The sequence below is a fragment of the Mesorhizobium sp. genome (assembly GCF_041661565.1).
In the GTDB taxonomy this organism is placed as follows: Bacteria; Pseudomonadota; Alphaproteobacteria; order Rhizobiales; family Rhizobiaceae; genus Mesorhizobium.
Genome location: NZ_JBAZUD010000132.1, coordinates 1 through 13,968 on the forward strand (window position 1 = coordinate 1; position 13,968 = coordinate 13,968).

16 protein-coding genes are annotated in these 13,968 nt (G+C 62.1%); 5 read left to right on the forward strand and 11 right to left on the reverse strand.

The features are described from left to right. On the reverse strand, positions 1 to 460 hold a 460-nt coding region (locus WC739_RS20045), incomplete at its 3' end, for a LysR family transcriptional regulator (protein ID WP_372954763.1). Between the two features lie 209 nt (positions 461 to 669). Between WC739_RS20045 and WC739_RS20050 the strand changes: the two genes are divergently transcribed. From WC739_RS20050 to WC739_RS20060, 3 genes are all read left to right on the forward strand, one after another. After that, entirely contained in the window at positions 670 to 855 is a 186-nt protein-coding gene (locus tag WC739_RS20050) for a hypothetical protein (RefSeq protein ID WP_372954764.1), read from the forward strand. Between the two features lie 340 nt (positions 856 to 1,195). Further along, positions 1,196 to 1,330: a hypothetical protein gene (locus WC739_RS20055; RefSeq protein WP_263482030.1), complete on the forward strand. Its 135-nt coding sequence runs from the start codon at positions 1,196 to 1,198 to the stop codon at positions 1,328 to 1,330. A 340-nt stretch (positions 1,331 to 1,670) separates the two neighbouring features. Continuing rightward, positions 1,671 to 2,609: a GlxA family transcriptional regulator gene (locus WC739_RS20060; protein WP_372954777.1), complete on the forward strand. Its 939-nt coding sequence runs from the start codon at positions 1,671 to 1,673 to the stop codon at positions 2,607 to 2,609. A 6-nt stretch (positions 2,610 to 2,615) separates the two neighbouring features. Here the strand turns inward: WC739_RS20060 and WC739_RS20065 are convergent, their stop codons facing one another. The 5 genes from WC739_RS20065 to WC739_RS20085 form a co-directional block, all read right to left on the reverse strand. Continuing rightward, positions 2,616 to 3,413, reverse strand: coding sequence for an ABC transporter ATP-binding protein (locus tag WC739_RS20065; RefSeq protein WP_372954765.1), 798 nt, complete (start codon positions 3,411 to 3,413; stop codon positions 2,616 to 2,618). Continuing rightward, the gene (locus tag WC739_RS20070; protein WP_372954766.1) at positions 3,410 to 4,183 is read right to left on the reverse strand and encodes an ABC transporter permease; all 774 of its coding nucleotides are present in this window, start codon (positions 4,181 to 4,183) and stop codon (positions 3,410 to 3,412) included. The genes WC739_RS20065 and WC739_RS20070 overlap by 4 nt, the downstream gene beginning before the upstream one ends. A gap of 87 nt (positions 4,184 to 4,270) precedes the next feature. Further along, on the reverse strand, positions 4,271 to 5,221 hold the full coding sequence (locus WC739_RS20075) for an ABC transporter substrate-binding protein (protein ID WP_372954767.1): 951 nt from the start codon (positions 5,219 to 5,221) through the stop codon (positions 4,271 to 4,273). A 150-nt stretch (positions 5,222 to 5,371) separates the two neighbouring features. After that, positions 5,372 to 5,713: a peptidase inhibitor family I36 protein gene (locus WC739_RS20080; RefSeq protein ID WP_372954768.1), complete on the reverse strand. Its 342-nt coding sequence runs from the start codon at positions 5,711 to 5,713 to the stop codon at positions 5,372 to 5,374. 75 nt (positions 5,714 to 5,788) lie between these two features. Then, positions 5,789 to 6,622 (reverse strand): DUF1194 domain-containing protein, encoded by an 834-nt coding sequence (locus tag WC739_RS20085; RefSeq protein WP_372954769.1) that lies wholly within the window; start codon positions 6,620 to 6,622, stop codon positions 5,789 to 5,791. 154 nt (positions 6,623 to 6,776) lie between these two features. Here WC739_RS20085 and WC739_RS20090 point away from each other — a divergent pair, with 154 nt between their 5' ends. Further along, entirely contained in the window at positions 6,777 to 7,232 is a 456-nt protein-coding gene (locus tag WC739_RS20090) for a hypothetical protein (protein ID WP_372954770.1), read from the forward strand. Between the two features lie 5 nt (positions 7,233 to 7,237). Then, entirely contained in the window at positions 7,238 to 7,912 is a 675-nt protein-coding gene (locus WC739_RS20095) for a hypothetical protein (RefSeq protein ID WP_372954771.1), read from the forward strand. A 12-nt stretch (positions 7,913 to 7,924) separates the two neighbouring features. Here the strand turns inward: WC739_RS20095 and WC739_RS20100 are convergent, their stop codons facing one another. From WC739_RS20100 to WC739_RS20120, 5 genes are all read right to left on the reverse strand, one after another. Further along, complete coding sequence (locus WC739_RS20100) at positions 7,925 to 8,746, reverse strand: M50 family metallopeptidase (protein ID WP_372954772.1); 822 nt, start codon at positions 8,744 to 8,746, stop codon at positions 7,925 to 7,927. Positions 8,747 to 8,857: 111 nt separating this feature from the next. Further along, on the reverse strand, positions 8,858 to 11,419 hold the full coding sequence (locus WC739_RS20105) for an FAD-dependent oxidoreductase (RefSeq protein ID WP_372954773.1): 2,562 nt from the start codon (positions 11,417 to 11,419) through the stop codon (positions 8,858 to 8,860). 147 nt (positions 11,420 to 11,566) lie between these two features. Beyond that, complete coding sequence (locus WC739_RS20110) at positions 11,567 to 12,325, reverse strand: FkbM family methyltransferase (protein WP_372954774.1); 759 nt, start codon at positions 12,323 to 12,325, stop codon at positions 11,567 to 11,569. Beyond that, on the reverse strand, positions 12,322 to 13,554 hold the full coding sequence (locus WC739_RS20115) for a hypothetical protein (protein WP_372954775.1): 1,233 nt from the start codon (positions 13,552 to 13,554) through the stop codon (positions 12,322 to 12,324). The genes WC739_RS20110 and WC739_RS20115 overlap by 4 nt, the downstream gene beginning before the upstream one ends. A gap of 22 nt (positions 13,555 to 13,576) precedes the next feature. Next, positions 13,577 to 13,968: aminotransferase class III-fold pyridoxal phosphate-dependent enzyme (locus tag WC739_RS20120; RefSeq protein ID WP_372954776.1), on the reverse strand; the 392-nt coding region annotated here is incomplete at its 5' end.

Below are 13,968 nucleotides of genomic sequence, written 5' to 3' on the forward strand. Positions count from 1 at the left end.
GCGTGATGTCGAGCGCCCGGTCGTCCATGCGCCGGCGCAAATTGCTGCTCTGGTCAATGGTGACATCGACGGCGATGGACGGGTGCGACTGCGCAAAACGCTTCAGCACATGCGGCAGCACGCGCTCGCCATAGTCGTCAGGCGAGCCGAGCCGGACAACGCCGACGATGTCGGGAATGATGAACTTCGACACCACCTCGCGGTTGATCGACAGCAGGCGCCGGGCATAGCCAAGCAGCACTTCGCCATCCGTGGTCAGCGTCACGGAGCGCGCGTCGCGCGCGAACACCGAACGGCCAAGAATGTCCTCCAGTTTCTTGATCTGCATGGAGACAGCCGACGGCGTGCGGAACACGGCGTTGGCGGCCGTGGTGAAACTGCCGGTCTCGGCGATGGCCACAAAAGTCCGCAAGACATCGAGATCGAGCAGCGGCAGCGGATGGTTGAGGGGGGCGTTCATGGGAATCGACCTTCAATTTTTCTGATACAAAGCATCATTCCATTTCGTTTGATTGAACATCAGATTGGGAGGATAGTCAACATCATCAAGGCAGGACGCATTGGAAGTGACCAAGAAACGACCACGACACAGACCTGCCAAAGACATGAAATGAAGCTGAAACAAACCCGTTGTAACCAACCACGGGCCCGGCACCAAAGGAGATCGAAATGTCTATCCTGTTATCCATCGGTCGAATCGCGACCGAGTTCAACGCGGCCCGCGCCCGCTACCAGACCGAGCGCGCCATCCGTTCCCTGCCCATCGAGCTGCAGAAGGACATCGGATGGCCGGAAGCCGCCGATGCCAAGATCGCCATCCGCCACGGCGTTGGATCCTGGGCTGGAGCAAAGTAAACCGTGTGTGGACAAGTCTGAAGGCCTGCCGCGCTGATCGCCCGGCAGGCCTTCTCTATTTCATTTGTATTCAAACGAGTTTGTTTAGCCATGCCGCCGGCGCATGGCGCATATGAGAAAGTCGCATAGCGTTCGCCTTCTTGATCCAAAGCCTTGTAAACAATTATAGATTCCAGGCGCCCTGCCCAAATTTGTCGCATGTCGTGTCGCTTTTCATATCAAGCGCTTCGTTTTTGTCATTTAGTTTTCCCCTGCGCAGGCCTATATCAGCGCCAGCAAACGAGCTGCCCCACTCCTTCAGCGAAGGCGACCCGTCTGAGCAACCGAATGGAGATGAATCATGAAGCTTTTTGCCCGCCTCTTCGCCCGCCGCGAAATGAACCTCACCACCGCTCTTGAGCGTCAGCGCCTTTCCAACACCATGCCCGGCCAGACCGGCGCGATGGCGGCGGCTCGTCTCGGCTTCGTTGCCTGAGTTATCTTGAGGGCAGCGTTCGCTGCCGCTGCTCAAACCGCAACGCCGCCCGGCTCCAGCCGAGGCGGCGTTTTTGTTTTGCCTTGCGCGATTTGCCACCCTTTTGAGGAGCTGGGGCCGCTGCTTTTGCGGATGGTGTCGGCAATTGCCCATTTGCGACCCATGTCGCAAATTTAATCTCACCTGGACCGCTTAGCCGATTGACAGGCATGGTTTTTCCTGATGTCGCTATGCTATTCGCGACATCCTGTTCGCGCCATGGCTGTGTGAGGTTCCCTTGAACGCCGTAAAGCATCCGATCAAGCGATCGTTTGTATTTTTCCTTGTTCCCGACTTCACCATGATCGCGTTCGCGACAGCGCTCGACCCGCTGCGATCAGCCAATCGCATGCTGGGCTACGAGGCCTATCGCTGGCGCCTCGCCAGTATCGACGGCAAGCCGGTGCGCGCCTCGAACGGGGTCGAATGCGCGGTCAACACGTCGCTCGAGGAGGAGCGCAAGAAGATGGCCGGCCCCGAGCGGCCGAACATGGCCATCGTCTGCAGCGGCATCAATGTCGAGCGCTATCAGAACAAGTCGGCCTTCGCCTGGCTGCGTGAGGAATACAATCGCGGCGTCGCCGTGGGCGGCCTGTGCACCGGCGCCCATATCCTTGCCGCCGCCGGCCTGCTGTCCAACAAGCGCTGCGCGATCCATTGGGAAAACCTGCCTGGCTTTTCCGAGGCGTTCCCGAAGGCCAATGTCTTCGCCGACCTGTTCGAGATCGACCAGAACATCTACACCTGCGCCGGCGGCACCGCCGCGCTCGACATGATGCTGAAGCTGATCGGCGACGATTTCGATGACAACCTCGTCAACCGCGTCTGCGAACAGGTGCTGACCGATCGCGTCCGCAGCCCGACCGACCGCCAGCGCCTGCCTTTGCGCGCCCGCCTCGGCGTGCAGAACTCGAAGGTGCTGACCATCATCGAATTGATGGAAGCCAACCTTTCCGAACCGCTGTCGCTGATCGAGATCGCAGATCATGTCGACCTGTCGCGCCGCCAGATCGAGCGCCTGTTCCGCACCGAGATGGGACGCTCCCCTGCCCGCTACTATCTGGAGATCCGGCTCGACCGCGCCCGTCATCTGCTGATCCAGTCCTCGATGCCGGTGGTCGAAGTGGCGGTCGCCTGCGGCTTCGTCTCGGCGTCCCATTTCTCCAAATGCTACCGCGAGCTCTACGCCCGCTCGCCGCAGCAGGAGCGCGTCGACCGCAAGCAGTTGCTGGCGGCGTGATATCGATCAGGCCTCGGCCGGCTGCCCTTGCACTGTCCGCATCGCCTCGATGCGGATGTCCTCGGTCAACCGCGCCTTCAGCGCCGAAAATTCCGGGCTGGTCTTCAAAGTGTAGTGGCGCGGGTGCGGCAGGTCGATGGCGACGTCCGATTTGACGCGGCCGGGCCGCGCGGACATCACGATCACGCGCGAGGCCATGAAGATCGCCTCCTCGATGTCGTGGGTAACGAACAGCACCGTCTTCTTACGGTGTTCCCAGATGCCGAGCAGCAGTTCCTGCATCAGGCCGCGCGTCTGGTTGTCGAGCGCGCCGAACGGCTCGTCCAGCAAGAGGATCTCAGGGTCGTTGGCCAGCGCCCGGGCGATCGCGGTGCGTTGCTGCATGCCGCCGGAAAGCTGCTTGGGCCAATGGTTCTCGAACCCTTTGAGCCCGACGAGATCGACATAGGAAGCGACGATGGCGTCCCTTTCCTTTTGCGCCACGTTGCGTTCGCGCAGGCCGAAGGCGATGTTCTCGGCCACCGTCAACCAGGGAAACAGCGTATAGGACTGGAAGACCATGCCTCGATCCGGGCCCGGTCGCGTCACCACCTTGCCGTCGAGCAGCACGCGGCCTTCGCTCGGCGCCTCCAGGCCGGCAACGATGCGCAGAAGGGTCGACTTCCCGCAGCCGGACGGCCCCAGTATGGTGATGAAATCATTGGCCGCCACCGCCAGGTCGACCGGCATCAGCGCCTTGACCGGCTGCCCGCCGCGCACGCCTGCGAACGTGCGCGAGACGCCTTCGATGAGAAGCTTGCTCACGCCAGGCTCCACGGAAAGAGCCAGCGGTTGAAGGCCTTGAACGCGAAGTCGGACAACAGACCGATCAACCCGATGACGATGATGCCGAAGATGATCTGCCCCGTCGCCAGCCGCGACTGGCTGTTGATGATCATGTAGCCGATACCGGAGGACGAGCCGATCAGTTCGGCGACGATGACATAGGTCCACGCCCAGCCCAGCACCAGCCGCAGCGTCTCGGCAATCTCAGGCGCGTTGGCCGGCATGATCACCCGCCTGACGATGCCATTGTTGGTGGAACCCAGCGTATAGGCGGCCTCGACCAGGTCGCGGCGCGTCGAGCCGACCTTGACCGCGATGATCAGGATGATCTGGAACACCGAACCGACAAAGATGACCAGCAGCTTTTCCAGTTCGCCGATGCCGGCCCACAGGATCAGCAGCGGGATGAAGGCCGACGCCGGAAGGTAGCGGGCAAACGAGACGAAAGGCTCCAGAAACGCCTCCACCGGCTTCCACGCACCCATCGCGATGCCGAGCGGCACCGCCACGACGGACGCCAGCAAGAAGCCGCCGAAGACCCGCCAGATGGTGATCAGGATATCGAGCCAGAAGCGGTCCTCGACCAGCAGCCTCCAGCCGTCTCGCAGCATCGACACCGGATCGGCAAGGAAGATGCGGTTGACATGGCCGCCCAGCGTGATCCAGGCCCAGAAGGCCACGAACAGCACGAAGAACGAGATGCCGAGCACCGTTCGGATGCCCGGCGAAACCGGATGCAAGGGGCGCATCGTCAAACCATCCCTGTTTTTCAGGCCACCACTGGCCGCCGAAAGGCGGCGGGACCGGGGCGCCGCCTGGTGGTCAAGCCAGGACCGTCAGTTCGACACGGCGCTGGTATCGGCCAGCGTGGCGACATCTGGGGCTTCCTTGATCAGGCCCATCTGCAGCAGCAGGTCACCGGCCGTCTTGGAGAAATCCTGGAATTCCTTGGTGAAGAACTCCTTGTTGTCAGCTTTGTCGGCCCATTTCAGGTATTTCGCAGAATCCTCGAATTCCTTGGCCGACTGCTTCACGTCGGCGCCCATGATCTCGTAGGATTTCTGAGGATCCTTCTTAATCAGGTCGAGCGCGTCGAAATAGCGGTCGGCGAGCGCCTTGGCGGCGTCTGGATTGGCCGTGAGGAATTCGGGCGTGCAGCCGACCGTGTCGAGCACCATGGGATAGTCGAGCGTTGTCGCCAGGATGTGGCCCTGATCGGCCTTGTCGCGCACGGCCGAGATGAACGGCTCATAGGTGACGGCGGCGTCGTTCTGGCCGGCGAGGAAGGCTTGCGCGGCCGCATCCGGTTCCAGGTTCACCACCGTCACGTCCTTCGTCGACATGCCGGCCTTGTTCAGCACCCAGGCCAGCATGAAATAGGGCGAGGTGCCCGGCGCCGAGGACGCGACGTTCTTGCCCTTGAGGTCGGCGACCGTCTTGATGTCGTTTCGCGCCACGATGCCGTCCGCGCCGTAGGACTTGTCGAGCTGGAAGATCTGCTTGGTGGTGACGCCGCTGGCGTTCCACACCAGCCAGGTCTCCACGGTCGTGGCGGCGCATTGCAGGTCGCCGCTGGCGATGGCGAGCGGACGGCTCGCCTGCGGCACCTTCTTCAACGTAACGTCGAGTCCATGCTTTTCGAAGAGGCCTGCCTGCTTGGCAAGCGTCAGCGGCGCGAAGCCGGTCCAGCCGCTGATCCCGATGGTCACCGATGTGGCCGCCATCACCGGCGCTGACAGTCCGACGGCAAGCGTCAAGGTTGAGGCAAAAACAGCGATCCTGCTCATATGAGTTCCCCTTTTGTTTTATCTCGGGGGAATTGTCTCACAGACGCCCATCGGCTTGTCAATCAACAGGATGGTGAGGTGCCTGCCGTAGCAAGCTGCTCGCCAGTCGATGGCGCGCTGAAGGCTACCGGCACGCTTGATCCGATGTTTTCAATAACCGTCGCAGACGCACTCTGCGGACGAGATGCGGTCGTTCCAGTTGCCGCCGAGCGCGCGGGCCCTGCGCCCGATCTCGATCGAGCGGCCGCTCATCCTCGAATCCTCATACGCTATGAGCGAGCAGCCGCGGCGAACGAAGACCGACGATACGCGATCGTTCCAGAACTGGCCGCCACGAAAACTGACGGAATCGTCCGACTGCATCTCGATCGAGCGCCCGCGGAAATTCACATGCTCGAACATCACGCAGGCGGGCTGATCGCTGTATTGGGCGTTGGCGCCGCCGCCGAAAAGCACCGACCCGACAACCGTCAGTATGGCAAGACGCTTCATCTGATATTCCCTCGGTTCGACCACGGCCCCCATCGGCTGGATAGCGCGGTCCAGCCGGTTTGCCAAGGCTCACAGTCAGCGGCTGTCGAGCATCCCGCCCCGGTTGCGCCACATCTTCTCGCCGATCTCACAGTCGCTGGCGGGCTTGTCCTGAGCCAGTACCACGGGCGGATAGAGCGCCTCCTCCGCCGCCCATTGCGGCGACGCCGGACCGGCGAGTTCCAGCACAAGCTTGCGGCGTATGGCTTCGGGAAATTGCGTCCAGTCATTGACGGGGATCATGAACGCTCCCGGGCCACCGATGACGCAGTCGCTGTAATAGCGGTCGAGATTGTTGACATCGTAGCCGCCGGAAAAGCCGCCCCGCGTCATCAGCGGCAGGCCGTTAATGATGATGCCCTGCCTGACCAGCTCGTCGCGGACAAGGGTGACCGGCGCGCCCTGGTTGTTGGGCCCATCACCCGAGATGTCGATGACCCGCTTCGTCCCCTGGTAGGCGCTTTCGGCAAAGAGGTCGCCGCCGAACGCCAGCGCACCGGAGATCGAGGTACGTCGTGCGCTATCGGGCGGATGCGCCGACATTTGCGCGACCACCCGCTCCGCATCCGCGCGGTTGGCGATGACAGTCCATGGCACGATGACCCGCTGCCAGCTGGAGCCCGCCCATTCGACATAGGTAACGGCGATCTTGCCATGGGCGCCATCGGCGATCGCTTGCAGCACATTGTCATGCGTCAACGCCGCCGCGTAGCCATGACGCTGAATCTCGAGTTCGTCCGTCGACATCGACAGCGATACGTCGACCGCCAGCACCAGCTCGACATCGACCTGTTCATCGGCTCGCGAAACGCCGGACGGCGCCAGGATCGCCGCGGATACCGCCAGCAGCGCTGTCAATGTACGAAACATGCCGTAATAATGCGCGAAGGAGACCGGCGGGTGAAGTAGCCGATCGCATTTTCTCGGCCGTCACCTCAGACGCATCACCACCTGGCACGACCGCCGCACTTCAACACAGGTCCGACTTGGATTATCATCGATCCCGGAGTTGTGGGGAAAACCGATGTCGCAGCAGGCGGAGAATCCAGGACTTCAACTTGCCAACGCGCAAAAGCAGGCCGTCGAGCAACTCGACTTTCTGACTGCGGAATTGTCGAGATACCGGCCCTCCGTGGCCGAGAGAACCGACCTGGAGCCTATCGTGCGCGCGCTGGCGCTGACGACGCGGCTCCTGACGTTCCATGCCGCCTCACCTCCCGTCGACAACCCAAGCTCCATCTCCACTTTCGAGCTGGCAGAGGCCATCACCGCGCTCGACAGGAGCCGGGAGACGATCCTGCCCTCCGGTCCGGCTGAACCGCTGGTAAAGGCACTTTTCGAAAGCGTGAAGCTGCTGACCGCGCTCGCCGCGACCAACGAATGCCAGATGGCCCTTCCCTACGCGCCGATGCAACGGGTGCGCAAGCCGGACGGCCAAGTCGTCTGGCAGTGCAGCCACGAACCAATGCACGAGAGCTGACCATCATGCCCGGCAAGCTAGTGTCGGAACTGCAGGATCTGTTCGGGGATCTTCGCGGCCCCGCGAAGGCCCTGATTGTCGTCCTGATCGGCATGGCTTTTGCATGGATGCAGATCAACCATCAATGGGCTGAAGCGCTCGTGCTGGTGCTGGTGGCAATCGTGGCCGGCTATCTGTTCGAGCTGATCGGCACTTTGTTCCTTCCGAAAGAGCCGCGCGCCGGGCTGCTCTTTCTTGAGGGCTGGGTATTGGGACCGGCGGCCATAGCGGCATTCGTTTCCGGTCTGATCGTCGTCCTTGCCATCGATCTCACGCCGCCGAAGGACACCGATCCGGCTACCGAAGAATTGATGAAAACGCTTGCCGCCGGCCTGTCGGCATTCCTGTCGGCCGCCTTTGTGTCGTGGATCGGCGAACAGGACAACACAAGGATCAGCAACCGTATACGCGACCAGTTCTACAAGAAATACAAACGCGCCACGGTCTACCCGCCTCCCAACAACGGGGTGATGTATTTCACGCCGGGCTCAAGGGGTGAAACCGCCGTCTACTCGAGCATCCAAATCGGTGGATGGAACTTCGCCGATCGTTGGGCTCGCGCAAGCAAATTGAGCGCTGAGATCGCTACCGGTAATAGCATTCCAAAAAGCCAGGATGAAATAGACGCGGCGCTGCCTTAGGCCCCATTGTTATCACCTTGTGATCGGCCGCCCGCCTTTGCCGCGCCAGTCCACTTCGTCGGCTGGCTCGGGCGGCGAGAGTGGCGGATCGGCTTTTTTCCTGCGGTTGCCGCGAAACGCTCGCCAGTTCGGCTTGAATGACGGAGGAATCCATAACAGCACGCCGACAACCGCAGCGGGCAGGATGATCGCAAAGCGCAAGATCGAGAGGATAACGCCACAAAAACCGACGATCCGCGCGGCCCCGCTGGTGCCGAACCGCCGTGCAAGCAAATGCCGCGCGATCGTCCCGCCATCGAGAGGATAGGCTGGCAGAAGGTTGATAAGAGCCAGCACGACATTCAACAAGGCTCCAACCCAAATCGCCCAGTCCAGAAGAGCCGTTGGCCTCGGAACCGGCGAATTGAACAGAACATCCGGCTCAACAGACGAGAAAGGCCTGACGAATAGATAATAGAAGGCAGCGAAACCCGCTGCCAAAACGATATTTGCCACTGGACCGGCAAATGCGATCCATACCCAGCCATACGACGAGGTTGAACCGCGCTTGAACCAGGTAACTCCGCCAAAGAGATAGAGCTCTATCTTGTCGGTGCCGATCCCCAGTCGGCGTGCGGCCCACAGATGCCCAAACTCATGCAGAAAGACCGACACGAACAAAAGTACTGCAAATACAGCCGTGTGGGACAATGCGCTCGCAGGGGACGTCGGCCATTCATGCAAAAAAGGCAGGATGATTGGAACAGCAAACGTCCAGCTGATACGAACGGGAATATTCCCGCTCATGCTGAACACGAACGCATCGTTCTTCTTGTCCCAGCCAAATCGTTGCAAATGCTTTGCTCCACCCAGCTTGAGGGTAAGCGAGAATTATGCGGTTAAAAAGACAAAAAGCCTGGCCTAAGCCAAGCTTTTGCGTTCATGCCCATTACGCTCGCATAGTACCTAACTGCGCGGCTTCAAATTCTCCGGGTCGTAAAGCGGCTTGTAGCCAACCGCCGCCACCTCGACCGGATAGGTCTCGCCGAAATACTCGACCTTTAGCTTGCGGCCTTCCTGAGCATAGGAGTGCGGCAGATAGGCGAGCGCGATATTCTTGCCGATGGTCGGACCATAGGCGACCGACGTGGTGAAGGAGCGACGGCCGAGCTCGTCGACCAGCGTCTCGCCGGTTGCGGGATCCAGCACGGGCATGATGCCGACCGGATAGCGCGCGATGCCTTTCGAATCGGTGTTTTCGGTCATCACCAGCGTGCAAAGCGTCGCCGGCTGGTGCGCGCGGGCCCGATATTCGAGATGCTTGGCCTTGCCGCAGAAGTCGTTCTCCTTCACCTTCGGACGCGCCAGATCGGCTTCGAGCAGATTGTATTCGGTCAGCAGGTCGGCGTTCTGCAGGCGCAGGCTCTTCTCCATGCGACGCGTGTTGGCATAGGTCTCGACGCCGAACGGCATCACGCCGGTCGAGCGCAGCGCGTCCCAGACGGCGAGGCCGTCCTCGTAGCGCATGTGCAGTTCCCAGCCTTGCTCGCCGACATAGGAAATGCGGAACGCGGTCACGTCCTTGCCGCCGACCCTGACCGGCTTGATCGCCGCGAAGGGGAAGTTCTCCAGCGACAAGCCGTCTGGATTCTCGACCACCTTCTGCAGGGTCGTGCGGGCGTTCGGGCCCCAGATGCCGATGGTGACGTATTTCTCCGTTACATCGGTGATGGTGACGTCAAAACCTTTGTCCTGGGCGGTGCGACGCATGTACTGGAAGTCGCGCGGACCGGCGTCGGCGCCGTCGATCAAGCGGCAGCGGTCGGCCATGCGGATGACGGTGAAGTCGGCGCGCACCATGCCCTCCTCATCGAGGAAGTGGGTGTAGATGCCCTTGCCGATATTGTTGTCGCCGCCGACCTTGGCCGCGCACAGCCACTCCAGCAGTGCGACATGATCGGGACCTTCGATGTCGTACATCGAGAAATGCGACAGGTTGACGATGCCGCAATCCTCGCTCATTGCCAGATGCTCGGCATTGGAAACGCGCCAGAAATGGCGGTTGTCCCATTCGTTCTCGCGCACCGGCACCCGGTTGCCGTATTTCTCAAGAAGGTGCTCGTTGGCGGCATAGCCGTGCGCCCGCTCCCAGCCGCCTAGCTCCATGAAATAGCCGCCGAGTTCCTTCTCGCGCTCCCAGAACGGCGAGCGCCTGATGTTGCGGCCCTTGGAGAACGGTTCGCGCGGATGCACCGCGGGATTGTAGACCTTCATCGCCGTTTCGGTGCAGCGATCCCAGATGAACTGCTCCTTCGTCTGGTGCGGGTAGAAGCGCGCATAGTCGATGGCGTGGTGGTCGATCTCCGTGCGGCCGTCTGTCATCCAGTCGGCGATGAGCTTGCCCATGCCCGGGCCGTCCTTGACCCAGATGGCAACGGCGTACCAGAGACCCCGCACCTTCTGGCTCTCGCCCATAGACGGGCCGCCATCGGCCGTCACCTGCAGCAGGCCGTTGAAGGAATGGCTTTCGTTGTAGCCCAGTTCGCCCAGGATCGGCGTCAGTTCCATGGCGCGTTCGAGCGGCGCCAGGATCTGCTCCATATCGAGGTCGCGCTGCGACGGCGACAACCGCGCCTGGTCCTTCTCAAGCAGGTCGCGCGGGTGGCAGAGACGCGGATTGGTCTCTTCGTAATAGCCCCATTCGATCTGGCCGCCCTCGGCGGTCTTGGGATCGCCGGTGTCGCGCATATAGGCCGAGTTTCCCTGGTCGCGCAGCAGCGGCCAACCGATCTCCTTGCCGGTGCCGGCGAACTCGTTGTACGGGCCGAAGAAGGTCAGCGGATGGTCGATCGGCATGACCGGCAGGTCCTCGCCCACCATTTCGGCGATCAGCCGGCCCCAGATGCCAGCGCAGACGATGACATAGTCAGCCTCGATGGTGCCGCGATCGGTGACCACGGCGCTGATGCGGCCGTCCTTGACGATGAGCGACCTGGCCGGCGTGTTGGCGAAGGATCTAAGCTTGCCCGACGCTTCCGCCTGGTCGACCAGCTTGCCGGCGACGGTCTGCGAGCGCGGAATGACGAGGCCGGCGTCGGGATCCCACAGGCCGCCCTGCACCATCGCTTCCTCGATCAGCGGGAATTTCTCCTTGATCTCGGCCGGTTCGATGAGCCGGGCGCGTGTGCCGAAAGCCTTGGCCGATGCGATCTTGCGCTTGATCTCGTCCATGCGGCCGTCATCGCCGACACGGGCCACTTCGAGCCCTCCGATGCGGGCGTAGTGGCCCATCTTCTCGTAGAAATCGATCGAGTAGAGCGTCGTCCAGCAGGACAGGAAATCATGGCTGGTCGTGTAGCAGAAGTCGGAGGCGTGCGCGGTCGAGCCGATATCGGTCGGGATGCCCGACTTGTCGATGCCGACAATGTCGTCCCAGCCGCGTTCGATCAGATGATGGGCGATCGACGCGCCGACAATCCCGCCCAGGCCAATGATGACGACCTTCGCCTTTTTCGGAAACTCTGCCATGGCCCGCTGCTCCAAATGCTGTTGCGGGCGGCGTCGGCGCCCGTTTGATCGGCGCACAATATGCAGGCGACGGCCACCGCGCCACCGCCTGTTTGCGACACGCCGCAAGTGCGGCGCGACCCTGCATGGATCAGAAAAAACGCCTGCTCAGGCGAAGGCCCAGACGTCCTCGGCCTGGAAACCGACCTGGTAGCCGGCGGTCTTCAGCTTGACCACGACCTGGCCGATCTCGGCGGCTGGCAGAGCGCCGACCTCGACCTTGATCATGCCAGGGCGGTAGCGCTTGAGGTCGAACTGTTCGAAGACGATCCAGTCGGCGCCTTCGCAATCGACCAGGAAGGCGTCGATGTGGGTGATGCCGTTGCGGTCGAGCAGCGTCTGCAGCGTTTCCGACTGCACCTCGATGTCCTTCAGGTGCGGCGCGAACTTGTTGAAGTTGGCGTCGGCTTCGCCCCAGGCATTCTTGCCCGACATCAGGTTGGTGTCGGTGACAGACGAACAGCCGATGAACTCGATGGGCAACGTGCCGGCCTCGAGCGCGGCGGCGTCGAAGGTGTGCACGGTGATCGTGCCCTTGCTCTTCGTCACCGCCACCGGCTCGATGATGAACCGGGCCGTGTCGGGGTAGTTGGCGCGAAGCCGTTTCTGGTTGTAGGGGATCGGCTCGACCAGCATGGCTCGGGCGTGCGGAATGCGGTGCAGCCAGGGTGTCACGTCATCGAACAGCGCGCCGTCGCAGGCGCCGACATTGACCATCTGGAACGGCCGGCCCGCCCCGCCGAAGCGCGCCTTCAGCGCCGCCTTGGCCAAAAATTTCGTGCCGCGCAGCGACGGTCCGCGATCGAGAAGGCCGGCCGGAAGGCCGAGGGACAGCGCAACGCGCGCAAGGCTGGATACGGAACTCATGGCTTGTCTCCGGGAATGACGTTCGAGGCGGCGCGATGCCGGTCACGGCCCACGGCCGACCACAGCGCCATGAAAGGCGTCGCCAGCAGCAGGAAGGGCGGGATCAGGTGGGGGAAGTAGATGCGCGTGTCGTGGATCGGAAAGACGGTGAACTTCGCCAGCGCGCCAAGAACCAGGGCCGCGAACAGGATGCCCGCACGGCGATCCAGCCGGAAGCCGGCGCGGCCCGCCATGTACCAGCCGGCGAGCGCCAGCACCGACACGCCAACCCAGCTGTTCAGATTGACGGCACGCAGCAGCGACGTGGCAAACGCCCGGAGATAGGCGGCGACCGAAAATGGCGGCTCGAACCCATCCATATTGTAGTGCTGCTCGATGCTGGAGAACCACAGATGCGGCCACCAGCCGGGATGGTGGGCCCAGTGTGAAATGGCGAAATAAGCGATGAACGACGCGGCAAACCCTGCCAGCGCTCCCCATGCCTTTTGCCGGAACGCCACCAGCAGCACCGCGAAAACAGCCAGGAAGACAATGTTGTCGGGCCGAACCATGAAGGCAAGGAAAAGCAGGATCGCCGTTGCAGCCTCGCGGCCACGGACATAGGCGTAGAGGCCGCCCAGCAGCAGCGCCGAGCCGAGCAGATCGGGCGTCGAGGCGCGCGCCGCGTCGCCGAAGTCAGCCATGATCATCACGGCGCCGAGCACCGGCGCCAAGGCCAGTGCCTGCTCGGAGCGCAACCACAGCAGCACGACAGCGCCGAACAGCAGCACGGAGACCACCGACACCAGGCGCATCGCCTCGACCGGCGACATTACCGAACTCATCGTCGACAGGATCTCGGCGTAGAGGAACTTGATCCGGTACATGCCGAGCAGCGAATGGAAATCGGCGGCATTCTCCGCCATGTGGCTGCGGAAACCGCCGCCATCGTCGGTCAGTGCCTTGTAGTCACCCGCCGACACGCCTGCCTTGACGGTATTGTACGCATAGTCATGCAGCGCCTGCGCATCGGGATATGTGCCTTCTTCCGATATGGCCAGATAGGGCAGCATGTCCCAGTTGGCGTCCGGCATCACCCATGCCGTGAACGCCGTCAACAGGATGTACAGCGCGAAAGCCGCCGCACCGATCGGAGCGGCCAGTCGCGCATAGGTCCCCTCGCCCCACGCCAGGCCGGTCCCGACGAGCCGGTCGAGCGGGTGTTGCGGAACGGGAGACCTGGTCAGCATCGTTATGTCCAACAGCCTCTGCTCAGCGAACCTGGCTTTTGACGAAATCCTTTACGATCGACACGATGCCGCGCGACAAAAGGCTGTCGAAGGCGTCGACGAAGCGGTCGACATGTTCGCGCTGGCAGATCAGCGGCGGTTCGAGCCGGATGACGTTGCGGTTGTATTCGGTGAAAGCGACCAGGACGTCGTAGTCGCGCAGCAGGAGCGCGCCGACGAAACCCGACAGCGACCCCTTCAGCTTTTCGTCGAGAACACTGACGATCGGCCGCAGCACCATCGGCAAAGTCTGCGAGAAGTCGTGGAACTCCAGGCCGACCATGAAGCCCTTGCCGCGCACGTCCTTGATGATCTTCGGATATTTGTCCTTGAGCGCCTGCAGCCGCTGCAGAAGGTAGTCACCGGTGACGGCGG

What these genes read in the sequence shown, in the direction of transcription:
- WC739_RS20050 (WP_372954764.1), top strand. Translation starts at nt 670, where the DNA reads ATGTCTATCCTGTTATCCATCGGTCGAATCGCGACCGAGTTCAACGCG.
- WC739_RS20055 (WP_263482030.1), top strand. Translation starts at nt 1,196, where the DNA reads ATGAAGCTTTTTGCCCGCCTCTTCGCCCGCCGCGAAATGAACCTCACC.
- WC739_RS20060 (WP_372954777.1), top strand. Translation starts at nt 1,671, where the DNA reads ATGATCGCGTTCGCGACAGCGCTCGACCCGCTGCGATCAGCCAATCGC.
- WC739_RS20070 (WP_372954766.1), bottom strand. Translation starts at nt 4,183, where the DNA reads ATGCGCCCCTTGCATCCGGTTTCGCCGGGCATCCGAACGGTGCTCGGC.
- WC739_RS20075 (WP_372954767.1), bottom strand. Translation starts at nt 5,221, where the DNA reads ATGAGCAGGATCGCTGTTTTTGCCTCAACCTTGACGCTTGCCGTCGGA.
- WC739_RS20080 (WP_372954768.1), bottom strand. Translation starts at nt 5,713, where the DNA reads ATGAAGCGTCTTGCCATACTGACGGTTGTCGGGTCGGTGCTTTTCGGC.
- WC739_RS20085 (WP_372954769.1), bottom strand. Translation starts at nt 6,622, where the DNA reads ATGTTTCGTACATTGACAGCGCTGCTGGCGGTATCCGCGGCGATCCTG.
- WC739_RS20090 (WP_372954770.1), top strand. Translation starts at nt 6,777, where the DNA reads ATGTCGCAGCAGGCGGAGAATCCAGGACTTCAACTTGCCAACGCGCAA.
- WC739_RS20095 (WP_372954771.1), top strand. Translation starts at nt 7,238, where the DNA reads ATGCCCGGCAAGCTAGTGTCGGAACTGCAGGATCTGTTCGGGGATCTT.
- WC739_RS20105 (WP_372954773.1), bottom strand. Translation starts at nt 11,419, where the DNA reads ATGGCAGAGTTTCCGAAAAAGGCGAAGGTCGTCATCATTGGCCTGGGC.
- WC739_RS20110 (WP_372954774.1), bottom strand. Translation starts at nt 12,325, where the DNA reads ATGAGTTCCGTATCCAGCCTTGCGCGCGTTGCGCTGTCCCTCGGCCTT.
- WC739_RS20115 (WP_372954775.1), bottom strand. Translation starts at nt 13,554, where the DNA reads ATGCTGACCAGGTCTCCCGTTCCGCAACACCCGCTCGACCGGCTCGTC.